The sequence below is a fragment of the Exiguobacterium sp. s43 genome, from assembly GCF_018617255.1.
GTDB lineage: Bacteria > Bacillota > Bacilli > Exiguobacteriales > Exiguobacteriaceae > Exiguobacterium > Exiguobacterium profundum.
In genome coordinates, this window is record NZ_JACSJT010000001.1 from 978,136 (window position 1) to 1,003,320 (window position 25,185).

23 protein-coding genes and 2 tRNA genes are annotated in these 25,185 nt (G+C 45.4%); 23 read left to right on the forward strand and 2 right to left on the reverse strand.

Features of this window, described 5'->3' with window-relative positions; translation table 11 throughout:
* The first annotated feature begins 54 nt into the window (after nucleotides 1–54).
* Entirely contained in the window at nucleotides 55–1,749 is a 1,695-nt protein-coding gene (locus tag KNO79_RS04980; protein WP_251125295.1) for a methyl-accepting chemotaxis protein, read from the forward strand.
* A gap of 34 nt (nucleotides 1,750–1,783) precedes the next feature.
* Here the strand turns inward: KNO79_RS04980 and KNO79_RS04985 are convergent, their stop codons facing one another.
* The gene (locus KNO79_RS04985) at nucleotides 1,784–2,224 is read right to left on the reverse strand and encodes a hypothetical protein (protein ID WP_214690751.1); all 441 of its coding nucleotides are present in this window, start codon (nucleotides 2,222–2,224) and stop codon (nucleotides 1,784–1,786) included.
* Between the two features lie 180 nt (nucleotides 2,225–2,404).
* Between KNO79_RS04985 and KNO79_RS04990 the strand changes: the two genes are divergently transcribed.
* The 22 genes from KNO79_RS04990 to KNO79_RS05095 all read left to right on the forward strand — a co-directional run bounded on the left by KNO79_RS04990 (nucleotide 2,405) and on the right by KNO79_RS05095 (nucleotide 24,807).
* Nucleotides 2,405–4,048 (forward strand): Na/Pi cotransporter family protein, encoded by a 1,644-nt coding sequence (locus KNO79_RS04990; RefSeq protein WP_214690752.1) that lies wholly within the window; start codon nucleotides 2,405–2,407, stop codon nucleotides 4,046–4,048.
* A gap of 106 nt (nucleotides 4,049–4,154) precedes the next feature.
* Nucleotides 4,155–4,228 (forward strand) — tRNA-Met (locus KNO79_RS04995).
* Between the two features lie 7 nt (nucleotides 4,229–4,235).
* A tRNA-Ile gene (locus tag KNO79_RS05000) sits at nucleotides 4,236–4,309 on the forward strand.
* Nucleotides 4,310–4,422: 113 nt separating this feature from the next.
* Nucleotides 4,423–5,895, forward strand: coding sequence for an alpha-amylase (locus KNO79_RS05005; RefSeq protein WP_196430863.1), 1,473 nt, complete (start codon nucleotides 4,423–4,425; stop codon nucleotides 5,893–5,895).
* A gap of 84 nt (nucleotides 5,896–5,979) precedes the next feature.
* Nucleotides 5,980–6,588, forward strand: coding sequence for a superoxide dismutase (locus KNO79_RS05010; RefSeq protein WP_074033338.1), 609 nt, complete (start codon nucleotides 5,980–5,982; stop codon nucleotides 6,586–6,588).
* A gap of 157 nt (nucleotides 6,589–6,745) precedes the next feature.
* Complete coding sequence (locus KNO79_RS05015; RefSeq protein ID WP_214690753.1) at nucleotides 6,746–8,809, forward strand: peptidoglycan D,D-transpeptidase FtsI family protein; 2,064 nt, start codon at nucleotides 6,746–6,748, stop codon at nucleotides 8,807–8,809.
* 153 nt (nucleotides 8,810–8,962) lie between these two features.
* Entirely contained in the window at nucleotides 8,963–9,901 is a 939-nt protein-coding gene (locus KNO79_RS05020) for a PstS family phosphate ABC transporter substrate-binding protein (RefSeq protein ID WP_196430860.1), read from the forward strand.
* A gap of 83 nt (nucleotides 9,902–9,984) precedes the next feature.
* Nucleotides 9,985–10,929, forward strand: a complete 945-nt coding sequence (pstC, locus tag KNO79_RS05025; RefSeq protein WP_012726614.1) for a phosphate ABC transporter permease subunit PstC — start codon at nucleotides 9,985–9,987, stop codon at nucleotides 10,927–10,929.
* A gap of 1 nt (nucleotide 10,930) precedes the next feature.
* Nucleotides 10,931–11,842 (forward strand): phosphate ABC transporter permease PstA, encoded by a 912-nt coding sequence (gene pstA, locus KNO79_RS05030; protein WP_159562479.1) that lies wholly within the window; start codon nucleotides 10,931–10,933, stop codon nucleotides 11,840–11,842.
* Between the two features lie 110 nt (nucleotides 11,843–11,952).
* Complete coding sequence (gene pstB, locus KNO79_RS05035; protein ID WP_251125293.1) at nucleotides 11,953–12,714, forward strand: phosphate ABC transporter ATP-binding protein PstB; 762 nt, start codon at nucleotides 11,953–11,955, stop codon at nucleotides 12,712–12,714.
* 16 nt (nucleotides 12,715–12,730) lie between these two features.
* The gene (phoU, locus tag KNO79_RS05040; RefSeq protein WP_214690755.1) at nucleotides 12,731–13,393 is read left to right on the forward strand and encodes a phosphate signaling complex protein PhoU; all 663 of its coding nucleotides are present in this window, start codon (nucleotides 12,731–12,733) and stop codon (nucleotides 13,391–13,393) included.
* Between the two features lie 115 nt (nucleotides 13,394–13,508).
* A complete protein-coding gene (locus KNO79_RS05045) occupies nucleotides 13,509–14,258 on the forward strand; it encodes a DUF4912 domain-containing protein (protein WP_074036660.1) in 750 nt (249 codons plus the stop codon).
* Nucleotides 14,259–14,273: 15 nt separating this feature from the next.
* Nucleotides 14,274–16,475, forward strand: a complete 2,202-nt coding sequence (locus KNO79_RS05050; protein ID WP_214690756.1) for a 1,4-alpha-glucan branching protein domain-containing protein — start codon at nucleotides 14,274–14,276, stop codon at nucleotides 16,473–16,475.
* A gap of 84 nt (nucleotides 16,476–16,559) precedes the next feature.
* Nucleotides 16,560–16,724 carry a 50S ribosomal protein L33 gene (gene rpmG, locus KNO79_RS05055; RefSeq protein ID WP_255313299.1) on the forward strand — a complete coding sequence of 55 codons (165 nt, stop codon included), beginning with the start codon at nucleotides 16,560–16,562 and terminating at the stop codon, nucleotides 16,722–16,724.
* 54 nt (nucleotides 16,725–16,778) lie between these two features.
* Nucleotides 16,779–17,333: a 5-formyltetrahydrofolate cyclo-ligase gene (locus KNO79_RS05060; RefSeq protein WP_214690757.1), complete on the forward strand. Its 555-nt coding sequence runs from the start codon at nucleotides 16,779–16,781 to the stop codon at nucleotides 17,331–17,333.
* Nucleotides 17,312–18,082 (forward strand): DUF92 domain-containing protein, encoded by a 771-nt coding sequence (locus KNO79_RS05065; RefSeq protein ID WP_214690758.1) that lies wholly within the window; start codon nucleotides 17,312–17,314, stop codon nucleotides 18,080–18,082. The genes KNO79_RS05060 and KNO79_RS05065 overlap by 22 nt, the downstream gene beginning before the upstream one ends.
* Nucleotides 18,083–18,251: 169 nt before the next feature.
* Complete coding sequence (locus KNO79_RS05070) at nucleotides 18,252–19,208, forward strand: L-lactate dehydrogenase (protein WP_012726605.1); 957 nt, start codon at nucleotides 18,252–18,254, stop codon at nucleotides 19,206–19,208.
* 123 nt (nucleotides 19,209–19,331) lie between these two features.
* The gene (locus KNO79_RS05075) at nucleotides 19,332–20,384 is read left to right on the forward strand and encodes a rhomboid family intramembrane serine protease (protein ID WP_214690759.1); all 1,053 of its coding nucleotides are present in this window, start codon (nucleotides 19,332–19,334) and stop codon (nucleotides 20,382–20,384) included.
* 12 nt (nucleotides 20,385–20,396) lie between these two features.
* Nucleotides 20,397–21,419 carry a M42 family metallopeptidase gene (locus KNO79_RS05080; protein ID WP_074036670.1) on the forward strand — a complete coding sequence of 341 codons (1,023 nt, stop codon included), beginning with the start codon at nucleotides 20,397–20,399 and terminating at the stop codon, nucleotides 21,417–21,419.
* Nucleotides 21,416–21,610, forward strand: coding sequence for a YqgQ family protein (locus KNO79_RS05085; protein WP_012726602.1), 195 nt, complete (start codon nucleotides 21,416–21,418; stop codon nucleotides 21,608–21,610). The genes KNO79_RS05080 and KNO79_RS05085 overlap by 4 nt, the downstream gene beginning before the upstream one ends.
* 93 nt (nucleotides 21,611–21,703) lie before the next feature.
* Nucleotides 21,704–22,666 (forward strand): ROK family glucokinase, encoded by a 963-nt coding sequence (locus tag KNO79_RS05090; RefSeq protein ID WP_159562473.1) that lies wholly within the window; start codon nucleotides 21,704–21,706, stop codon nucleotides 22,664–22,666.
* A gap of 224 nt (nucleotides 22,667–22,890) precedes the next feature.
* Nucleotides 22,891–24,807 carry an LTA synthase family protein gene (locus KNO79_RS05095; RefSeq protein ID WP_214690760.1) on the forward strand — a complete coding sequence of 639 codons (1,917 nt, stop codon included), beginning with the start codon at nucleotides 22,891–22,893 and terminating at the stop codon, nucleotides 24,805–24,807.
* Between the two features lie 118 nt (nucleotides 24,808–24,925).
* Here the strand turns inward: KNO79_RS05095 and KNO79_RS05100 are convergent, their stop codons facing one another.
* The gene (locus KNO79_RS05100; RefSeq protein ID WP_012726599.1) at nucleotides 24,926–25,105 is read right to left on the reverse strand and encodes a DUF2759 domain-containing protein; all 180 of its coding nucleotides are present in this window, start codon (nucleotides 25,103–25,105) and stop codon (nucleotides 24,926–24,928) included.
* Between the last annotated feature and the right edge of the window lie 80 nt (nucleotides 25,106–25,185).

The following is a 25,185-nucleotide window of genomic DNA, read 5'->3' on the forward strand; positions in this document are numbered from 1 at the left end:
GTCTCAAGACCGATATATAGGCGAGATTAGAAAAAGAGGTGGCTTAACGTGAAGATGAATTTCAAGCGCAATCAAATGAAGGGTACGGGACGAAACGCTCGACTAAATCGTCATTTTAAAATAGGGCACCGCCTCCAATGGACGCTCATGCCAATCATATTACTTGTCTTTATCGTGACGTTTAGCTGGTTCGCCCTAAAGTCTGAACAACTATTGTCCGCAGAAATCGAGCAGCGCCTTATGCGAGAAGTTACGGTCATGCGAGAATCGGTGAAGACGTCGTACAGTGCATATGTAGCAAACGAGAAGCAACTCAACCGGTCATTAAAATCTACTTATATGCAACAAGCTTCTATTCTATCGGGAGATGATTTTGAAGCAGCGCAATTTTTAGTACGTGGAGAGTCTGTTGAGCAATTGAGTGGGTCAAAAGGAATGAAAACAGAGCAGATTGTAGGGAAAGTTTCACAAACGACAACATCTGAAGTAGAAGAGACAGATGGTTTACTAATGGCATCGGTCTCGATCCCTGAGCTAAAAGCAGATTACGTTCTCGTTGTCACGAAAGAATCTGCGCTTGGTCCAATGACTGAACTGCGAAAATATATCACGTTCATTTTATTCATTGCGATGATTGGGATGGCCATCCTCTTTTCGCGATTGATTCATCGTGAAGTCAAACCGTTGAGTGTATTGGCCCATTCATTGCGCCGTGCCGTTGAAACGCGTCGTTTCGATGACGTGGCACTTGGAGCGAAATCCAAAGAAATCCATATACTCGAAACCGAGTTCAACACGTTCATTCAATTATGGAATCAGTCCATGGATATGATGGGGAAGACAGCGAGTGCATTTCATCAAAGTCTTCCAATCTTCCAACAAGAACTGATGAACAGCCATCATCAGGTTGAACAATTCCGTGAAGTTGCGGTTACGGTAGAACATACGAGTCATTCATATCAGTCGGTGACAAGCGATTCTACATTCAAAATGAGAGAAGTGACACAACAAATCGAAATGCTGGAACATCAAATTTCGAGTGTGGACGACCGTGGCAATCGACTGAAATCCATATTACATGAAGAACTTGAAACGTTCTATTCTGTGAAAGAGGCGAGTGATTATGTTGAGCAACAAGTGGAGAGTATTCAACAAAAGCTTGAAGAGAGTGAGTCGAACTCTTCAAAAGCGGATGAGGCGCTAAAGAGTATCCTATCGGTGTCGACAGCTACGAAGATGTTGTCGCTTAACGCATCGATTGAGGCAGCCCGCGCAGGAGAACATGGTAAAGGATTTGCTGTTGTTGCCAATGAAGTTGGGAAGTTAGCAAAAATGACGAATGAAGCGACACTTCTCGCGGTAGATGCAATCGAAGCATTGAACGAAGAACGAAAGGACCTGTTGTTTGAAGTCAATGACTTTATCAAAGAAGTGCATCTATTAAAAGATGCTGTTTATCGAGTAGAGATAGGAATCGGAACAATCGATCATGAAATCAAAGTTCAGTTAGATGAGTTTCAGTCCATCTCGGATCAAACGTCACATACGGGGAGACAGCTCTTGCAATTAATCGAATCGAATGAGCGGTTGCGAGAAATCAGTTCGTTACTCGAACGAAAGTTATTCGAGCTGAACGACGGTGTCGAACGATGGTCCAATGTGCAGTCTGCCTTACAGTCTGCAGGTACTGACTTGAGTGACCAAAGTGAAGCACTGAATCAGACGCTCGAGGAACTTTCTCCGGCATAAAAATAACGACAAGCGTTTACGAAGACGCTTGTCGTTATTTTTTTTTTGGCACTTTCGTTAAAGGGTAGGTGATATATCCGAGTCCAATGATGAAACCAATCCATATAAGAGACGGGTTCATGTGGTACAACACCACTAATATAACGGTAGGGACGAATGTCATCGCCACGGCATATGGCCAAGCTTGACGGTAGGCCCACATGTTTTTCGAGTAGACTTTTGTAACCAACTGAACATATAAAGCCATGATGGCGACCCAAAGTAAATAGAAAAAGAAAATGGCGAATCCGTGTAAGAATAGCCACATCGGAACGAAAAAATCAGGACGAATCACAATAAAGTCCAAGACAGTGATCAGAAGCGTCAACACGAGAGTGGCTCCCATATAGGCATGGAGCGGGGCTAAACGAAGACGCAATACTTGCTTAGATGGGACAAGACTTGTCCGAAGGAACGTCAAAATAGTGGACAACATACTAAAAACTCCAATCTGTTGTATTACAGAAGTCGATAAGATGCATGAAGTGGTACAGTGTTTTAATAAAACTTTTACATTAAACGTGTTTACATGATACTACCGATGAAGGCATAATGAGTAGGGCATTAAAAACCAAGCAAATCCAACCAATTCTTAATTAAAAGGAGTACAAAAATCGTGGAATACAATTTGCAAGAAATGTTATTCATGTTTTTTGGAGGTCTAGGGATCTTCCTCTTCGGGATCAAATCGATGGGAGACGGACTCCAAAAGTCTGCAGGGAATCGCCTGCGAGACATCCTTGATAAGTATACAACGAATCCATTCCTTGGGGTACTCGCCGGGATTATCGTTACTGTATTGATTCAATCATCTTCAGGTACAACCGTCATTACGGTCGGACTTGTTAGCGCCGGGTTCATGACACTCCGTCAAGCAATCGGGGTCATCATGGGGGCGAACATCGGGACGACGGTGACGGCGTTCATCATCGGATTCGATGTTGGTGCATATGCGCTTCCAATCATTGCAATCGGTGCAGTATTGTTGTTCTTCTTTAAAAAAGAAAAATTACAACACCTTGGTCAAATCTTCTTTGGCTTCGGGATGTTGTTCTATGGACTTGAATTAATGGGAAGTGGGATGAAACCACTTCGTTCAAGTGAATATTTCATCGACTTGACGCAATCAATGAGTGACAACCCGTTCCTCGGTGTTATCGTTGGTACAGTATTTACCGTGATTGTTCAATCATCGTCTGCGACGATCGGAATCTTGCAAGAACTATATGCTGGTGGTTCCATCGATTTAGGTGCTGCTTTACCGGTATTGTTCGGAGATAACATCGGAACAACGATCACAGCGATTTTGGCATCGATTGGTGCATCAGTTGCCGCACGTCGTGCAGCAGCGGCACACGTCATCTTTAACTTGATCGGTACGACAATCTTTATGATCTTGTTAGTTCCGTTCACAAACTATATCTATTGGATCACAGAACTCTTGGCGATTGAAGATAAGATGCAAATCGCATTCGCACACGGTACGTTCAACGTCGTCAACACTTTCATCCAGTTCTGGTTCATCGGAACGATTGCTTGGATCGTGACGAAGTTGGTTCCTGGTGAAGACTCAATCGTCGATACGAAAGCACAACATTTAGACCCGATCTTCATTCAACAGTCACCATCGATTGCAGTCGAGCAAGCGAAATACGAAGTCATCCGCATGGGAGATTTCGCAAAACTCGGTCTCGATGAAGCACGCAACTATTTGACGACTGGCGACAAGAAGCACGCTGAAAAGTCGGCACATATCGAAGAAGCATTGAACTCGTTGAATGCGAAAATTACAGATTACCTCGTGAAATTGGCTGCTGTTGATTTGACAGAACAAGAATCTCAAGAACACAAAACACTCATGCATGCCATCAACGATATCGAGCGAATCGGTGATCACGTTGAGAACATCATCGAGTTGATTGATTATAAGACAGCTACGAAAGTGACGCTTTCGGCAGATGCACAAAAAGAATTGACTGAAATGTACGACCTCACACGTGCGACATTAGAGAAATCTCTTCAAACGTTGGGGAGCGGCGACATGATTGAAGCACGTAAAGTCATTGAAATGGAAGCGAAACTCGACATGCTCGAGCGTCAATTCCGTAAGAACCACGTCGTTCGTTTGAACACGGGTGCTTGCGATGGACAAGCAGGTATGTTCTTCGTCGATATGCTCTCGAACTTGGAGCGAATCGGTGACCATGCTATGAACATCACGGAAATCACACTTGAAGATGCAAACGAAGTAACCGTATAAATCAGAAGCACTCCAAATGAAATTTGGGGTGCTTTTTCTTATTCGGCAAGGAATACTCCTTGACACTCCAAGACATATTCAGTATATTATTACTGTATAACAACATGGCGGTGTAGCTCAGCTGGCTAGAGCGTACGGTTCATACCCGTGAGGTCGTGGGTTCGACTCCCTCCGCCGCTATTTATAAGGACCCTTAGCTCAGCTGGTTAGAGCAGACGGCTCATAACCGTCCGGTCGTAGGTTCAAGTCCTACAGGGTCCATTCGTAAGCGACGTCACAATGTGAACGTCGCTTTTTTGTTTTCAATCTAAAATTGCTGGGTAAATACTCGTTAGCATTTTGTTTTTTGAAAAATATGAAATGAGGCGGACAAAATGGAACGAAACCACACCATGATGCAATTTTTTGAATGGCATGTCGAGGCAGATCAAAAGCATTGGAAGCGACTAAAAGAGAGAGCAGCCGACTTAAATAAAGCAGGAATCACTGCACTTTGGCTACCACCTGTCACAAAAGGGCAAAGTGATCAAGATACCGGTTATGGAATCTATGACTTATATGATTTGGGTGAGTTCGATCAAAAAGGATCGATTGCCACGAAATACGGTACGAAAAAAGAACTACTTGAAGCGACAGCCTATTGCCAACAAGAACTCGGGATGCAGATTTATATGGATGTCGTCATGAACCATAAAGCCGGGGCGGATGCGACCGAGAAGTTTGAAGTGTTAGAAGTAGATCCCGACGACCGTACGAAAGTCCTTTCAGATGAAGCGTTCGAAATCGAGGGATGGACAAAATTTGATTACGAAGCTCGTGATGGGAAATACTCTTCATTCAAATGGGACTTCACGCACTTTAACGGAACGGATTATGATGCGGCGACTGATCGTTCCGGTATTTTCTTTATTGTTGGAGAAAACAAAAGATGGAATGATAACGTCGACGATGAATTCGGTGTCTATGACTATTTAATGTTTGCGAACATCGATTACCACCATCCCGATGTGCGTGAAGAAGTGTTGAATTGGGGGAAATGGTTCATCGAGGAGACGAAATGTGATGGATTCCGTCTTGACGCCATTAAACACATCAACTATGACTTTGTAAAAGAGTTCAGTCAGACGATGCGGGAAGAGAAAGGTGACCAATTCTATTTTGTCGGCGAGTTTTGGAAATCTGACCTTGATGCCTGTCGTGAATTTCTCGATAATATCGATTACCATGTCGATTTATTCGATGTCCCGCTCCATTACAAATTACATCAAGCCTCGGAGGAAGGGGCCGCGTTTGACATGCGAACCATTTTTGATGATACGCTCGTTCAGTCACACCCGCTTCATTCCGTGACGTTCGTAGATAATCACGATTCACAACCCGAGGAGGCGCTTGAGTCATGGGTGAAAGATTGGTTCAAGCAAATCGCCTATGGTCTTGTCTTACTTCGTAAAGATGGTTATCCATGTGTCTTCTATGGCGATTACTACGGTATAGACGGTCCTCACCCGACTGATGGGATGAAGCTCGCCATTGATACGCTCCTATATGCGCGCCGAGAGAAAGCGTACGGGGAGCAGGATGATTACTTTGATGATGCAAACGTCATCGGGTGGGTACGAAAAGGTGTGGAGGAAATCGAACGTTCCGGATGTGCCGTCCTCATTTCAACTTCTGATGAATCTGAAAAGAGAATGTTTGTCGGGGAAGAACGTGCCGGTGAAACATGGGTCGATTTAACGAATACATTGAATGATCGAATTGAGATTGATGAAGAGGGATTTGGGGTATTTAAAGTGTCGGCGGGGTCGATTTCAGTTTGGGCATTGCCAGAAGAAGATGTCGAATAAAGCATTACAATTGAGTCGACCGTCACATATCTGTTACATTTAAGACGAACGTTGTTCAAAACACTTTTAAGGGGGATTTTAGTAATGGCTAAATTTGAATTACCACAACTTGATTACGCATATGATGCACTCGAACCACACATTGATGCACGCACGATGGAAATCCACCACACGAAACACCACAACACTTACGTCACAAACGTAAACAATGCACTCGAAGGAAAAGATGTGGAGTACTCTTCACTCGAAGACTTGCTTCAAAAAATCGATTCGCTTCCTGCTGACATTCAAACAGCTGTCCGCAACAACGGTGGAGGTCATTGGAACCACTCGTTCTTCTGGAAGCTCTTGAAGAAAAATGAGAACGGCACACCGTCTGGCGATCTCGCTGCTGCAATCGATGAGTCGTTCGGTAGCTTTGATGCGTTCAAAGACGAATTCACGAAAGCTGCAACGACTCGTTTCGGTTCAGGATGGGCTTGGCTCGTCGTGAAGAACGGGAAACTCGAAGTCACGTCTACACCAAACCAAGACTCACCAATCATGGAAGGTGTTACGCCAATCCTCGGTCTTGATGTATGGGAACATGCGTACTACTTGAACTACCAAAATCGTCGTCCTGACTATATCAACGCATTCTTCCATGTCATCGATTGGGATTATGTGGCGAAATTATACGCTGACGCAAAATAAACTGGTCTTACCCGGGGTTCTTATACGAATCTCGGGTTTTTTTGTGGTTTTCATTAATTTGTAAACAAATTATGATATAGTGAAATTCGGACAAAACGACAGGGATTCCTGTCCTCTATAATATAGAAGGAAATGAACGTGGAGGGAGTAAACGGACTTGGCAAAAAATCGGGTAAAAGTGCCGAAAAAACGGCGAAACCACTTACCGTTACGCTTAAATTTACTATTTTTCATCGTCTTCATTCTATTTGCGACCCTCATTTTTCGATTGGGTGTCGTACAAATCGTGAATGGTGAACTGATTGCTCGGGAAGTACAGAAAACGGAGTCGAGTAAAATCAAATATGAAGTGCCGCGAGGTAAAATCTACGACCGGAACGGTCAAGTGCTGGCGGATACGATTTCAAACTACTCGGTCATGTATCGCCGCTCTCAAGTGACAAAGACGGATGAACGTTTAGACGTCGCGAAAAAATTGGCGGAAATCGTCGACATTCCAAAAGAAGACCGTAAAATGACGGAGCGAGACCGAAAGGATTACTGGATTGCAACGAATCCGGAATTGGCGCAAGAACGGACTCAAGCGTTATTGGAAGAATTATCGGAAGAGGAGCGAGCCGCATTGTCTAACCAAGACGTGGACCGGCTCTTGCTTGATTCAATCACCGAAGAAGAGATCACGTTTGATGATGCGACAGAAGAAATCATCGCCATTAAACACAATATGGAGAGTGGCTATGCACTCGACCCACAGGTCATCAAAATCGGTGCAAGCCCGAAAGAGATGGCGGTCATCGAAGAGAACTTAGAGCAGTTGCCTGGAGTGAGTGTCGAACCTTACTATCAACGGGATTATCCGTATGATGAGACGTTCAAGAGTTTCCTAGGAAGTTATCGTCAAATTCCGGCGGAACAACGTGCATCTTATCAGGCGAAGGGTTACGGGTTGAACGACCGGGTTGGTACCTCCTACTTGGAACAACAGTATGAAGACGTCCTTCGGGGAACGCCGGCCTATGATGTGTTCACGACGTATAAAGGGGAGCCGGTCGGTGAACCGACACGAGTGAGTGGGAATCCAGGGAAAGACATCGTCTTATCGACCGACATCGAGTTCCAAAAAGAAATCGATGAGATCTTGAAAAAGGCGATTCGCGCAGGGCGCTCTGGAAGTCCTCATTTCGACCGAGCATTCGCTGTCGTCATGAATCCACAAACGGGTGAATTGCTCGCCTTATCTGGACAAGAACTCGATTTGGAAACGAACGAATTCAAGGATGTATCGACCGGAACGGTTCTTCGCGCCAGCCAAATCGGATCAACCATCAAAGGGGCGACGGTCGCCTATGGATTCGAAGAAGGTGTCGTGAAACCGGGAGAATATATTTATGATGCTCCGATTCGGATTGGTTCGTCAGTGAAAGCTTCCTACCGGAATATGGGGAACATCAACGACTTAGATGCACTCGCGATGTCATCGAATATCTATATGTTCCAAATTGCTTTGCGTCTGGCTGATTATTACTCGACAGGTCAAATTGTCGGGGAAAATGTCACGCAGGCGTTCGAAACGATGGAACACTACTATAAACAATTCGGTCTCGGAATCGAAACAGGGATCGACTTGCCGTTTGAGTCGACCGGATTCCGTAGCATCCCGGACCGCGTCACGCTTCTAATGGATATGTCGATCGGACAGTATATTTCTTATACTCCGATTCAATTGGCGCAATATACGTCAGCATTGGCGAACGGTGGCTATCGTGTACAACCACACTTGCTGAAAGAAATCATTGAGCCGGGTTCGCTTGATGAGAACAATAAGCAAGTCGTGAGCACGTTCCAACCGAATGCGTTGAATAAAGTCGATATCCAGGATGAATACATTCAACGTGTCCGTGAAGGATATCGTCAAGGGGTTGAATCTGCGTCCGGTTCGTCTCGCATTTTACAGGAGACCGGTATGACGGCTGCAGGTAAAACCGGAACTGCTCAAGCAATCGCGGAAGGGGCAGATGGTCAGGCGAAACGAAATGCGAACGGAGAACCGATTAAGACATTGAACTCAAACCATGTCGGTTGGGCACCGTTCGATGATCCGGAAATCGCTTGGGCGATCATCATGCCTGGACTTGAGGCGGAAGGAATCAATACGCGTGTCGCGCACGACATCATGAAAGCTTACTTTAATCTAGAAGACGTCAATGCAATGCTTCAGTAAAAGAAGTCACTTCGGTGACTTCTTTTTTTGTCTTTACAATTCTTTTACGTTCCGTTTATTTCTCGTTAATAGAAGTTCATTAGGATATTAATTGTAGGACAGAACAACAAATCCACAACAAAAATCAAAGCAAACTCAAGGAGGACGTCACAAATGTCTTGGATGAAAAAATCAGCTTTACTCGCTTCAATCACTTCAGTCGCACTCGTAGGTGCTGCTTGTGGGAACAATGAAGAAGGTGGCGCTGCTGAAGGCGGCGATGCGCTCTCAGGAAAAGTGGTCATGGATGGATCATCAACTGTATTCCCAATCATGGAAGCAGTCGCAGAAGAATTTTCAGCTGAACAACCAGAAGTTGAAGTGACAGTCGGTGTCTCTGGTACGGGTGGTGGCTTCAAACGTTTCGTGACGGGAGAGACAGACTTCTCGAACGCATCACGTGAAATCAAAGAAGAAGAAGCAGCCGAAGCTGAGAAAAACGGTGTGGAATTCACGCAACTCTCGGTTGCACTTGATGGACTTTCGCTCGTTGTAAACCCAGCGAACGATTGGGCACAAGATATCACGATTGAAGAATTGAATAAGATGTGGACGGACACAAGCGTAAAAACATGGAAAGACGTTCGCTCTGACTGGCCAGATGAGGAGATTTCATTCTTCGCACCAGGTAAAGACTCAGGTACATTTGACTTCTTCAATGAAGCCGTTCTTGACGATACGGACATTCGTGAAGACGCACAATTGTCAGAGGATGACAACGTCCTCGTCACGGGTGTAGCTGGAACGGAAGGTGCAATCGGATTCTTCGGATATGCATACTACATCGAAAACCAAGACACGCTTCGTGCCATGGCAGTCGAGGGTGTAGAGCCAACTCCAGAAACAATCAATGATCTTTCTTATCCACTCTCACGTGAAATCTACACGTACGTCAACAACGCTTCGTTGAAAGACAAAGAGCAAGTTGCAGAATTCGCACGCTTCATGAACGAAAACGCAGGTGCGCTCTCTGAAGAAGTAGGATATGTCGGTATGGAACAAGCGCGTTACGACGAAAACATGAAGATGATCGACGAAATCGCTGGAGAATAAGATGATAGGTGGCAGAAGGTGAGACACGGTCTCGCCTTCTCGCCATGCTTTCTAGTATGAAGAGGTAGGGAGCGATACACGAGATGAATGAACCGAACAATAAGCTTTCGATTCGAGAGATGATTCAACAAAATAAACAAAAGAAATATAGTACGACGAACGTGTTTGATAAAATCATGCCGTTCTTATTATTCTTGAGCGCATTCGTATCGGTCGTCACGACCATTGGTATTGCGTTCACACTAGGCTTTGAGCTATTCAAGTTCTTTGAACGAGTCCCTGTCGCAGAATTTTTAGGATCGACAGAATGGTACCCACTTAGTGCAGATCAGCGCTTCGGGGTATGGGCCCTTGTCATGGGAACACTCCAAATTACTGTGATTGCGATGATTGTAGCCGTCCCACTCGGTTTGGCGTCTGCGATTTATTTAAGTGAATACGCCTCTGAACGGGCACGACGTGTATTGAAACCAATTCTAGAAGTGTTGGCCGGTGTGCCGACCATCGTATTCGGTTTCTTCGCCCTGTCATTCATTACACCGATTCTGCAAGCACTCATCCCAGGACTTCAAATTTACAATGCACTAAGCCCAGGGATTGTCGTCGGGATTATGATTATTCCGATGATTGCCTCGATTTCTGAGGATGCAATGAGTGCTGTTCCGAAGAAAATTCGGGACGGTGCACTCGGTTTAGGTGCGACACGTCTTGAGGTGGCAACGAAAGTTGTCATGCCTGCTGCGACGTCTGGAATCATCGCCTCTATCGTTCTCGGAATGAGCCGTGCGATTGGGGAGACGATGATTGTAACCATTGCTGGTGGTTCACAGCCGAACTTCGAGTTCAACCCGCTCAATGCGATTCAGACGATGACAGCGTATATCGTTCAAATCGCCAAAGGTGATGCAGGTTACGGCACAATCGAATATTACAGTATCTATGCGGTCGGTGCGTTGTTGTTCGTCTTTACCCTATTGATGAACTTATTCGCAAACTGGGTGACGCGCCGCTTCAGAGAGGAGTACTAATATGGCTTTACCGAACAGTGAGTTCAAGAATACGAAGAACTTGATGAATCGTGAGACCGTGTCTCAACGAATTAAACGACGTTTACAATTGAATGAAATATTTAAGTACATCTTTTTGGCGGGACTTGTCTTTGCGCTCGTTGTCTTATCGACGTTGATTTATGACATCGTGTCAAAGGGCGCAGGATGGGTCGACCTCGATTTCTTGCGCAACTTCCCGTCGCGCCGTCCTGAACAGGCTGGATTATATCCTGCGTTGATTGGGTCGTTATGGCTCATGCTATTGATCGTACCGATGGTGTTTGTCATCGGTGTTGGAGCGGCAATTTACTTGGAAGAATACGCTCCGAAAAATCGCATGACTTCGTTTATTGAAGTCAACATTTCGAACTTGGCAGGCGTTCCGTCAATCGTATTCGGATTACTTGGATTGACGATTTTCGTTCGAGTCATGGAATTAGGGAACTCGGTTATGGCTGGCGCCTTGACGCTCGGTCTCATGAGTTTGCCGATTGTCATCGTGGCCTCACAGGAAGCGCTACGAGCAGTCAAAATGGAATTACGACACGCTTCGCTAGCACTCGGGGCATCGAAGTGGCAGACGACATTTAACGTCGTGTTACCTTCGGCGCTACCAGGAATTATCACGGGAATTATCCTAGCGGTTTCCCGGGCGATTGGTGAAACGGCTCCACTCATCATGGTCGGAGCGGCAACATTCATTTCAACAACACCGAGTAACATTTTCTCTGACTTCACGGCCCTCCCGATTCAGATTTACAACTGGACGAGCCGACCACAAGCAGAGTTCCAAAACTTAGCGGCAGCAGGGATCATCGTACTTATGACGATGCTCATCGCGATGAACTCGGTTGCAATCTATATTCGAAACAAATATACAAATCGACACTAAGTCTTTTTTGCAGATGAATGAGGAGGAAGCTCGAGATGATGAAACAACAAGAGCTCAACAAAGGAGATCAAAACGTGAACACAACTACGACAGAACCGACAACGACTGAGATGAAAAAAGATAGCGCCTATGTCGTCAACAATTTGAACTTGTGGTATGGAGAAGACCAGGCTTTGATTGACGTCAACCTCGATATTAAAAAGAATGAAGTCACGGCAATCATCGGACCATCTGGGTGCGGGAAATCGACGTTCATTAAGACTCTAAACCGTATGGTCGAACTCGTTCCATCGGTTCGGACGAACGGTGAAATCTTGTATCATGGTCGTAACATCTTCGATCGCGGATACAAGGTGGAAGATTTGCGTACCTCGGTCGGGATGGTATTCCAACAACCGAACCCGTTCCCAAAATCGGTCTATGACAACGTGGCATACGGACCGCGGACGCACGGAATCAAAAATAAGAAAGTACTCGATGAAATTGTCGAGCGTTCATTACGTGGTGCGGCAATCTGGGATGAAGTAAAAGATCGATTGAATGAGAATGCGTACGGTCTCTCAGGCGGACAACAACAACGTCTCTGTATCGCGCGTACGTTAGCGATCGAGCCGGATGTCATCTTAATGGACGAGCCGACATCAGCCCTTGACCCGATCTCTACACTCAAAGTGGAAGAATTGGTACAAGAGTTGAAAGAACAATATTCAATCATCATCGTGACACATAACATGCAACAAGCTGCCCGTGTTTCGGATAAAACGGCATTCTTCTTAAATGGAGAAGTTGTCGAGTTCGATGCGACAGATAAGATTTTCTCGAATCCATCTGACAAACGGACGGAAGACTATATTTCTGGCCGTTTCGGTTAAGGAGGAGACTGGATTGATGGCACAAAACCGCACATTTTTTGATACGAAGTTAACTGAATTAGAAGATCAGGTTGTTCGTTTGGCAAACTTGACGATGCGTCAAACGGCGACGGCAATCGAAGTGTTAGAAAAACACGATCTTGAATTGGCTAAAACCGTGATTGAGAACGACAACGAGTTAGATGAGTTGGAGTTGACAATCAACGATGAAGCAATCCTGTTGATCGCAAAACAGCAGCCAGTCGCGACTGACTTGCGACGTCTGATTGTGACGATGAAATCAGCGACAGACCTAGAGCGTATTGCGGACTATGCGACAAATATCGCAAAAGCGGTGACACGAATCGAGCACGTTCCCTATGTTCTCGACATCCAACCGCTCAAGAAGATGGCCGAGCAGTTGATTGACATGCTTGAACTAGCGACACGTGCCTATCGCAAAGGTGAAGTGAGCCGTGTACGTGAACTCAATGAGATGGACCGCGTGATTGATGACATCAACCTAACGGTGATTAAACAATATATCGGTTCTCTTCCGGCCATGACAGTGGGGACGAACGATGTATACGAATTCTCGAACATCGCTCGATACCTCGAACGGATGGGCGATCATGTGACGAATTTCGGAGAACATTTAATTTTTCTCGAAAAAGGGAAACATTATGATTTGAATCAATAAGATTAGTGGTAAAGAACAACAGTGCTGTTGTTCTTTATTTTTTTGGGCAGGAATACAAACTCAAGGAGCGAATAATAGTCTACATGGATTTTTACATGAAGGGAGCCATATAGAGATGGAAGAGAAAATCGTGTCCTTGAAACAACAAGGTCTTACGTTAAAACAGATTGCGGCAGAATTAGACGTCCCGATTGGCAAAGTCCAATACGCATGGCGGAAATGGAGAAATCAGCAACAGGAAGTGGAGGCGGTTGCCCCTGTGAAACAAAAGCGTGAAACGAAGAAAGCGAAGACGTCGGTGACGACCTCACGCAAACAAGTGGCATCAGCGAAAGAGACGGCCAACGTGTCGACTTCTCCACTTCTTGAAAAGGGTCCGGAAGGATACTGGAAGCTACCCGATCGGTACAACGTGGACTTTATGCATGCGGTCGTACAGTCTCCAAACTCAGTGTATGTATGCTGGGAAGTATCTGATCTCGTGAAAGAAACGTTAGCGCTTCAATTTATGCGACGCTGGGAAGAATTGCCGAAGGCGTTTCGCATCCTTGATGTTACGTTACTTGATTACAATAGCGGTCACGCAAACCGCTCCTATACATTCGATCTTCCTGAAATGACGAACAGCTGGTTCGTTCGCCCTCTCGACCCGAATACGACATATGTGTTTGAATTTGGGATTCGAACGATGGAAGGGGAGTTTCTCCCAATCGTTGCATCAAATCCGCTTGATACGCCGCGGGCAGAACCAGTAGGAGTCGGACGATTCGCAGAACCGGTCCGACGTTGGCAATACGGGGAAGTTGATTCTCCAGAACTACTTGATACGTTACCAAAATATGCAGCATACCGACTCGTGCGTTAAGGAGGACTTTTTATTATGAAACCTGGGTACTTTTCACTCGTCCTTCATGCTCATTTACCGTACGTTAGGCATGAAGAGAAACACCGTTTAGAAGAAAGATGGGTTTACGAGGCCATCTCTGAGACATATCTTCCGATTCTATGGCAAGTCGATCGCTTGAAGCGTCCCTTGCATTGGACGGTTAGTATTTCCCCACCTGTCGTTGAAATGCTTGCCGATTCTCTCATTCAGGATCGCTATGTGGAGCACTTAGACGATATGCTCGAATTGATTGCCCTCGAATTGTCTGAGGACCGAACAGACGAAGAAACAGCGACGTTACATTTTTATCGTCAACGATACCACGATTTAAAAAATACGTTCCTTCATTGGAATAAAAATTTGAATGAGGCGTTCCGTACATATCGTGAGGCAGGTTATATTGACATGGTGACATGTACGGCAACCCATGGCTTTAATCCACATCTCTTCACGGAACAGGCGGCGCGCACTGAGATTCGCACAGGTTTGAACTGTTTCGAACGTCATTATGGGTTCCGTCCAACAGGCATCTGGTTACCAGAGTGTGCTTATACACCAGGAGTTGATCGGATTCTTTATGAAGAAGGAATTCGCTACACATTTGTCGATGAACATGCTCTTCTCGACGCAGATCCGACGCCAGAGAAAGGAATTGGAGCCCCTGTTTATTCACCACATGGCGTCGCGTTGTTCCCTCGGGATCAAATCATCTCAGGTAAAATTTGGAGTTCGATGATCGGATATCCAGGCCATCCGGATTATCGTGAGTTTTACCGCGATTTGGCATACGATCGGGACTGGGACTATATCCAGTCCTTCATGCATCCGGAAGGAATTCGTTTTGATACGGGTTTAAAAATGCACCGGATTACGGGTGATACGGATCAAAAGGATTTCTACGTGCGCGAATGGGCGGAACATCAAATTGAAAACCATGCGACCGATTTTGCCAAAACGTTAGAATCACATCTTGAAGCGCACGGTGCTCAGACATTCCCACCATTTTTAGTCACGGCTCCGTTCGATGCGGAGCTGTTCGGTCACTGGTGGTTTGAGGGGCCAGAGTTTCTTGGGAAAGTAGCAGAGAGACTTGCTGAATTTGGAATTGAAACCATCACGCCAGCGCTCTTCCTTGAACGTCACTTTAAAGATTTACAGACGGTCCACGTGTCGATGAATACATGGGGACGTAAAGGTTATGGTGAAGTTTGGATTAACGAAAGAAATGAGTGGATGCTTCGTCATTTGCACATGATGGAGATGCAACTCGTAAAAGATGTGGCGGACTATCGTAATCAATCGGAAGCGACGAATCGCGCCTTGAAACAATTAATCCGTCATTACGTATTGGCTGTGTCGAGTGACTGGGCGTTCATCTTGGATGGGCAAACGACGGCGCAATATGCCGCCGAACGGTTCCGTGAACACACACGACTCTTTGCAGAACTTGAAACGGCACTCTATCAGGATGGAGTATCGGAGCAGTTGCTACATGATCATTATGCTGCATATCCATTCCTTCAAGACGAAGACATCGATATTGATTCGTTCTTATCTCCTCACGATTACTATGTGACAATCGAGCGCGAAGATGAAAAATCAGCTATTTTAGTACTCACGCCTGAATATCACGGTCATATCGTAGGGGGACTCGGAAGACGGGTCGTCGATGAAATCGAGGCGAGAGCGGACGATGGCGAAGTCGTCTATGTATTAACGCCATATCATGACGAGTTGCCTGAGTATGAACGTCAAGGAAACATACATGTGTATCGTGTTCGCCCAACTAGCCCATTTTTAGAGCATGTTATGAACCAGGTGGCTACACAAAATATCGCCTATGTAAAACTAGTACATGAACTTTCGAAACGTGTTTCCTTCAAAGTGATCCATCACTTCGATTGGATGACAATTCCTGCTGCAAGAGAACTTGCGCAATCCCTTGCGATTCCGTTATACTCAACTATGTTGTCCTTTGAAGCGACTCGCAATCCGCATGGTCACGGTGGTTTGTTCGATGCAATCCATCGAATCGAAAACAGCGTGTTTTCTGCATCAGAACGCGTTTATGTCGGTGAAGAGATCTCGATTCACGACCTGAAACAATGGTATAACGTGAGTGAGAACGTCAACACATGCCTACCTCTTGAGACTTCTCCGTATGGACAGGAATCAATGAAAAAGAACGTGAAATAACCTTGCTTTTTCACAAGAAACTTGGTAGGATAATTGAGTATGCTTAGACTGTAAAGCAAAAGCACTTGATACAACATCATTAAGATGGGAGTGAAAGAAATGCGCGTTAAAATTACATTAGCTTGCACAGAAACAGGCGATCGCACGTACATCACGAAGAAAAACAAACGTAACAACCCTGAGCGCCTCGAGTTGCGCAAATACAACCCACGTCTCCGTCGTCACACGCTTTACCGCGAAGTGAAGTAATGAGGGACCGGCCGTCACATATGTGGCGGCTTTTTTTGTAAGGAGGAATACGTTGTGGAAGAGAAAACAGCGCTCCGGCGCACGATTCATCAATACATCAAACAAATGGCGGATCGACATCATGCGGACGAAGTCATTCACCAATCATTATTTGCCTCGGACTTATGGATTGAAAGTCAAACAATCGCGCTAACGTTGTCACTCCCTCTAGAAATTGATACGTCCCCGATTATTCATATGGCCTTTAAAGAAGGAAAAACGGTCTGCGTCCCGAAAGTAACGGAGCGGGGACTTACGTTTCACATCATTCATTCATTTGATGATTTGGAAGAGGGAGTCATGAATATTTTAGAGCCGACCACTCCAGCGACTACGCAAGTGATCGACCTTTGTCTTGTTCCGGGGCGTGTTTTCGATCGAACCGGTTATCGCATCGGTTGGGGTGGGGGCTATTATGATCGCTTTTTAAAAACCTATAACGGTAGAACGCTTGCTTTGGCATATACCGTTCAGATTGTCGATCATGTACCAACTGAGCCGCACGACCTACCCGTTCAATGGATCGTGACAGAGAAGGAGATGATTCAGTGTTCGCCATATTCGCTGTAACTTGTTTCGTCGCCTATCTCGGTTATCGGTTACGCTCGTTGACTCGTTCTGGGGCACTGTTGACGATAGTGACCGGTACGGTGATTGGATTCTCCTTCGGATGGTTCGGTCTATACTTGCTTGGGGTGTTTTTTTCGACTTCTTCTCTCGCTTCGAAATATCGCTCTCGCGATAAAGAAGGAGTAGATGAGATTGTCGAGAAGACGGGGGCTCGTGATGCCATGCAAGTGTTGGCTAACGGTGGGGTCGGGATTTTATGTGCACTCGGTTATCAGTTTACAAATGATCCGGTCTACCTCTATATGTATGTCGTGTCCATCGCGGCAGCGACGAGCGATACGTGGGGATCTGAATTTGGTGTCCTCTCGAAGCGGAAACCTCGGTTCATGTTTACCTTTAAGCGAGTCGAACCGGGAACGAGTGGGGCCGTCTCGACATTCGGTACCGTCATGTCGATGTTTGGTGCAATGTTGATTGTCATATCCTCTCTTGTTTTCATTGACTTAAGCATCACGCTTCTTCTTTTATTATGGGTGATTGGATTAACTGGTAGTATGATTGATACGCTACTTGGTGCGACCGTCCAACGAACGTTTCGTTGTGCTGTTTGTGGAAAGTTGACCGAGCAAAAAATACATCACGACGTGCCGACGACATACGTGTCGGGATGGCGTTTTCTCGGAAATGATGCGGTAAATTTCCTTTCGGTTTGTGGGGCAACTATGATTTGTTTTTTTGTGTTTGGATGAGGGTAGTACAGAAAATGAAGGTGTTCCAAATGAATGTGAATATTGTCACAATATCGCCAAAGTGAAAACGGTTTCCGCTGTAGTTAGAGTTTGTGAATGATGTTACAATCTATTTGTAACAGAGATAATAAAAACATGAAACAGATTGTTTGAAGGGTGGAGAATCATTATGGAAACATTAAATCATGCTAAAGTAACACGAGTCGCACTTGTAGGGGCAGGGGCAGTAGGTGCGAGTTTTGCTTACCAGTTGACGACAGCTAGTCTATGTGAAGAACTTGTCATCATCGATATTAATAAAGCCAAGGCAGAAGGAGAAGCGATGGACTTGAACCATGGGGTTTCATTCGCTTCATCACCAATGCGCGTCTGGGCAGGGGACTATTCGGATTGTGGCGTCGCTGACATCGTAGTCATCACTGCTGGCGCACCACAGCGTCCAGGTGAAACACGTCTTGATCTCGTTGAAAAAAATGCGAAGATTATGAAATCTATGATTTCAGACATCATGGACTCTGGTTTTGACGGAATTATCATTATTGCTTCAAACCCGGTCGACATCATGACACATCTCGCTTGGAAATATTCTGGTCTTCCGAAACATCGTGTCTTTGGTTCAGGAACAGTGCTTGATACGTCTCGCTTGCGTTACATGCTCGGAGACTATTTCAACGTCGACCCGCGTAACTGTCACGCCTACATTATGGGTGAGCATGGTGATACTGAGTTTGCTGCCTGGAGCAACGCTCGTATATATGGAAAATCGGTCGAGCAACTACTTGAAGAGCATGATGAGTATAGTTGGGAAGACCTTGAAGACATTTATGTCAACGTTCGTGACGCAGCATATCATATCATTGAACGTAAAGGTGCGACGTACTATGCGATTGGACTCGGTCTCCTTCGGTTGGTCAAGGCTGTCCTTCGTAACGAGAATACGTTGTTGACAGTCGGTGCCCATCTTGATGGTGAGTATGGATTGCACGATATCCATATCGGTGTACCAGCGATTATCAACCGTCAAGGCGTTCGTGAAGTCGTTGAGATTGAGTTGTCACAAGAAGAGCATGAGAAAATGCAACATTCTGCGAACGTACTCATGAAAACGATGGAACCTGTCTTGTAATCTCCATCCTTTTGAAACCCGTAGCCATATGGTTACGGGTTTTTGTACATATAGAACGAATCATCGTTTGGTCGTCTGTCGTCTCGTGATTTACAATAGAATTGAGAAAGAGGAGGGGTTTCGTTGGCGACAACTTGTTTTTGGGAAGATATATATCGAAAGGTCAAAAACGGTGGGCGAATTGAAGGCATACTCGAACCCTCCCGTGCGGTCATCTTGTTCGATACAAAAGCAGGTGATCGGTATGATTTGTTCATTCAGACTGAAAAAGCATGGGCGAATCATGTTGGGACGGATATAGACGCGATTTTGAACGCATTTCGCTTATCTCGTATCGGGCGGAAGCGATTGACCATTCATGTCTATGGCGAGCGCCTTGTGGATGAAGAGCGTGTGGACTCGTTGACGTTCCAAATCCCTGCGAAAGTGACATTGTCTCGTTCGATTTGCACACCGACTATGGAAGAGGACCGGTTCCGAATGCTAGCGGTCTCCCTCGACCGAAAAAAGAAAGCAGAGCTGAAGAAACGATTTTCCTTTGGGAAACCACAAGTGGTATATGGGCTACTGTTCATCACTTTTTTAGTCATGTGGTTAGCGGAATCGGTCGGTTCGACTCTTGATCCAAACACGTTAATCGCATTCGGGGCCAAAGTGAACCCGTTGATTGAACAAGGGGAATGGTGGCGTTTGATTACACCGATGTTCCTGCATATTGGTTGGTTCCACTTTGCGATTAATATGTTTGCACTCTGGTCGCTCGGTCCGCTCGTTGAACGGATGTATGGCTCCATACGATTTTTAATCATCTATCTGCTCAGTGGAATATTAGCGACATCCGCATCGTTTGCATTCAGCGAATCGATATCAGCAGGCGCTTCAGGAGCGCTATTTGGTTTGGTCGGTGCGCTCTTATATTTTGGGTTACGTGATCGTTCTCTCTTCATGAAGACGCTCGGACCTCCGCTCTTTATTATGTTAGGATTAAATGTAGGACTTGCCTTTGTATTAGGTGCAGGTCTTGATCATTTCGCACATGCGGGTGGTCTGATTGGTGGTTTTGTCGTTTCTGGAGTCGTCGGGCTGCCGGATGAGAAGAACCGCGTACAACGAATCTTATTTTCCGTACTCACCATCTCGCTGTTTGGACTATTCGTCGGGTACGGATTTTGGTAAGGGGAGAATTCAATGATTGAAACATTAAAAACACTCGTTAACATCCCGAGTCCTTCCGGTATGACGGAAGAGGCCATCCGTTTCGCTGAGCAAGAATTGAATGCACTGGGTGTCAAGACGTCACGTCTACATAAAGGGGCACTACTGGCAACGTTTTCAGGTCGCTCTGGCAAGGCACGTCTGTTGACGGCACACGTGGACACTCTTGGTGCGATGGTCAAAGACATCTTACCGAGCGGGCGTCTCCGTTTGACTCAAGTAGGAGGATATGCATGGACGGCGATTGAAGGAGAGAACTGCCTCGTCCACCGAGAAGAAGGAGAGGCGATTGAAGGCACAATCTTGATTCATCAGTCGAGTGTTCACGTCTATAAAGACACGAACTCAGCGGAGCGATCTGCATCAAACATCGAAGTCCGATTGGATGCAAAAGTACATTCTCGTGAAGACGTGACAGAATTAGGGATTGAAATCGGAGACTTCGTTTCATTCGATCCTCGCTTTCGAGTGACATCTTCAGGATACGTGAAATCACGTCACTTGGATGATAAGGCTTCTGTCGCCATTCTATTGGACCTTGCGAAAGACTTGGTCCGTTATGACTTACCGCATACCGTTCATTTCTTGATTTCGAATTATGAAGAGGTCGGATTTGGAGGAAACGCGGGTATCCCGGAAGACGTCGTAGAATACATTGCCGTTGATATGGGCGCGCTTGGGGATGGACAGCATTCGGATGAGTATACAGTCTCGATTTGTGCCAAGGATTCGTCCGGACCGTATGATATCGGATTACGACGGAAGTTCACGTCGTTGTGTAAAACTCATGAGATCGCATATAAGGTAGATATTTACCCGTATTATGGTTCAGATGCTTCGGCAGCGATTCGAGCAGGGTATGATGTGCGACATGCTTTGGTTGGGCCAGGAATCGAATCGAGCCATAGTTATGAGCGAACGCATGTGTCATCAATGGAAGCAACACGAGAATTGTTAAATCGTTATGTACAATCGACGATGGAGGAAGAAGCATGAAAAACTTTTATGATGTCCAACAGTTTTTAAAATCGTTCGGTACCATTATTTATATCGGAGAACGGGATGCTGAAATCTCACTCATGATGATGGAACTCGACGAATTGTATGAAGGGGGCATCATCGAACAACGTGTGTATGATACGGCCAAAATCATTTTGACCCACGAATTAAAAAATTCAACAGATTGACAGAAATCCCCTTAGTGCAAAGGGTTGCACTAAGGGGATAATAGTGTACACTATTCAATGAAAGCGATTTAGTTGAGATGAGGAGTGAACGGTATGAAATGGTTATTAGGTATCGACATCGGTGGTACGACGGTGAAGATGGCTGTTTTAGACATGAACGGCATCATTTCGGATAAGTGGGAAGTCAAAACGGATATTCGAGAGAATGGTGTACATATTCCAAAAGACATCGCAGCTTCTTTTGAAACATACTTACAAACATCAGGTAAGAAGAAAGAAGACTTTGCGGGTGCGGGAATCGGGGCACCAGGCTTCGTCAACTTCTCAGAAGGAGTTGTCGAATATTCTCCGAACATCGGGTGGAAAGATTTTGCTCTCGTGAGTGAGTTCGAAAAAGCAGTCGGTCTTCCGGCCGTGCTCGAAAATGATGCGAACGCCGCGGCCCTTGGTGAGATGTGGAAGGGCGCGGGCGAAGGGGCTTCAGAATTATTGGCGATCACGCTCGGTACAGGTGTCGGTGGTGGCGTGATCACGAACGGGAATATCGTTCATGGGACGGCAGGAATGGCTGGAGAAATCGGGCATATTACCGTGGAACGAGACGAGTCGAAAGCTGTGAAGTGTGGTTGTGGGCGCCTCGGGTGTATCGAGACGATTGCTTCGGCGACCGGCATCTCACGTCTGGCATTACAGAAGCGTAAGAATCAAGATACTTCATTAAACGAGTTGAAAGAAGTGACAGCACGTGACGTGTTTGAAGCATATAAAGCCGGTGACTCAATCGCCACAGAAGTCATTGAAGAGATGACTGAATACCTCGGCTTGACCATCTCGAACATCGCGAACACGCTCAACCCGAAAATGATTGTCATCGGTGGAGGTGTCTCAAAAGCTGGCGACGCGTTATTGGATCCGCTTGATGCACAGTTCAAACGGTTTGCGCTCGAGCGCGTTTACGAGTCGACAACATTCAAAATCGCTGAACTTGAAAACGATGCCGGTGTGATTGGATGTGCGTGGCTGGCACGGAAACACTTCCTTCCGACACGGGTATGAAACGGACGCGTCTGCACATTGCAGGCGTGTTTTTTTGTGGGAAAGGGTATGGGATATTGTAAAATTTGTAACGTCACAGTTGATTTTTTATTAAAAAAGGGGTAAGATTTGGACTTGATACTGGACGTGTACTATTCAATCCGAATTGTACAATGAATGAACAAATATAAAAAAGAATGGCAACTAAAACATGCCGAAAACTGAAAAGAGGAGGAGACCGTCAGATGAATTCATCTCAACGCTTTTCGAAGCTATCGACGAGACTGAACGACACGGTCCGCGCTTCGTTTCAAGAATATCGTCTATTTTGGATTTTTACGTTATTGCTTTGGACGAAGACGTATATCGTCTATCAATTTTTCTTCAACATTCCGATTGAAAACACCGCACAAGCTTTTATCTTACTGATTAGCCCGATCAGTTCGACACTATTCTTGTTTGCCTTCCATTTCTTCTTTAAAGGAAACAAACAAAAATGGGTGCTCTACACGCTCTATGCGATTGCATCGTTTATCTTGTTTGCGGACGCCGTGTATTATCGGGAATTCACGGACTATTTGACAATGCCTGTCATCATGCAACCATCGAACATGGAGACGTTATCGACATCATTCACTTCGCTTCTTGAATGGAAAGATTTAATCATCCTTGGTGATGTGTTTATCCTTCCGTTTATCTTATGGCGAATGAACTTGAAAGAGAATACGGCTTCACATCGACGTGCGCTCGTCACGTTCGTTGTAGCGGTCTCTGTCTTCTTGTTCAACCTTTCGTTGGCAGAAACGGAACGACCTGAATTATTGACTCGTTCATTTGACCGTGAACTGTTAGTGAAAAACATCGGAACATTTAACTTCCATGTGTATGATGCGATGCTTCAGACAAAAACATCGGCTCAAAAAGCGATGGCGGATGAATCAGAGCTCGCAACGATTGAGCAGTTCACCCGTCAAAACTATACGGCACCGAATCCGGATTTATTCGGAAAATATAAAGGGAAAAATGTCATCGTGGTTTCATTCGAATCGGCGCAGAATTTCACTCACAATATGAAGGCGCCGAATGGAGAGTACATCACGCCGAACTTGAACAAGCTGATTGAAGAGTCTCACTACTGGCCGAACTACTACCATACGGTCGGTCAAGGGAAGACTTCTGATGCTGAGTTCGCACTCGATAACTCACTATATGGACTCCCGCGTGGTGCTGTATACTTTACGAACGCCGATAACGAATATCAAGCGCTCCCTGAGTTGGTCAAGGACGAAAATTATTACTCAGCCGTGTTCCATGCGAATAACAAATCGTTCTGGAACCGCGATCAAATGTACAAAAATATTGGGGTCGATCAATTCTTTGATGAAAAGAGTTATGACCTCGGGAATCCTGAAGATATGACAGAATGGGGTCTCTTAGATGATAGCTTCTTCGAGCAATCCATTCCAATGCTTCAAGAATTGCCTGAACCATACTACGCGAAGTTCATCACATTGACGAACCACTTCCCGTACACGATGCCAAGTGAAGACTATGAGCTTGTACCAAAATTTGAGACGAGCTCAACTACGTTGAACAACTTCCCGCAAGCACTAGCTTATCAGGATTACGCACTCGGTCTCTTCATCGACCAGTTGAAAGAGAATGGAATGTGGGAAGATACAATCTTTGTCGTCTACGGTGACCATTATGGTATTTCGACGAACCACAACAGTGCGATGGCAGAGCTACTTGGGAAAGATGAGTTGACACCATTCGACGTGGCGAAATTGCAACAAGTTCCGTTTGCCATTCACTTGCCTGACCAGAAAGAAGGGGAAGTTCATGAAACGATCGGTAGTCATGTAGACATGAAGCCGACCATCCTGCACTTACTCGGAATCGACACGTCAGATACGATTGGATTCGGAAACGACTTATTCTCTGAAAATCGAAACAGCCGCGCAATTTTCCGCGACGGAACGGTCGTGACGGATGAATATGTTTGGACACAGTCGACATGTTATAACGCGACTTCTGGTGAAGTAGTCGAAGATACGTCGTTATGTGGTCCGATGACGGAAGAAGCGGAAAAAATCTTGCAAATGAACGATGATTTGATTTACTCCGACTTACTCCGTTTCAAAGAACAAACTGAAGAATAATGAGTACGGACCAAGTCACATAGTGATTTGGTCCGTTTTAATGTAACAGAGGGAATGAACGTAAAAAAAGGCATAAAAAAAGCGACCGAAGTCGCTTGATGATTGCATATGCGAATCATTAACCTGGAATTCCACCGTAGATCAACGTGGCGACACCAAAGAATCCGAATACGAGTACAGTTAAACCTGCAAAAACGAGCGGAAAGAATTGGCGTTTTTGGAATGAACGAAGCATTCCCCAAATAGCCACAATTGCGACGATGACGGAAATCCATCCGAACGGTTCATACAAATGCATGACGAGTTCCCCCTTTAATTATACGTCATGAAATTCATAAAAATTTCACTGAAATATCATTATTATTTTATCCGATTATA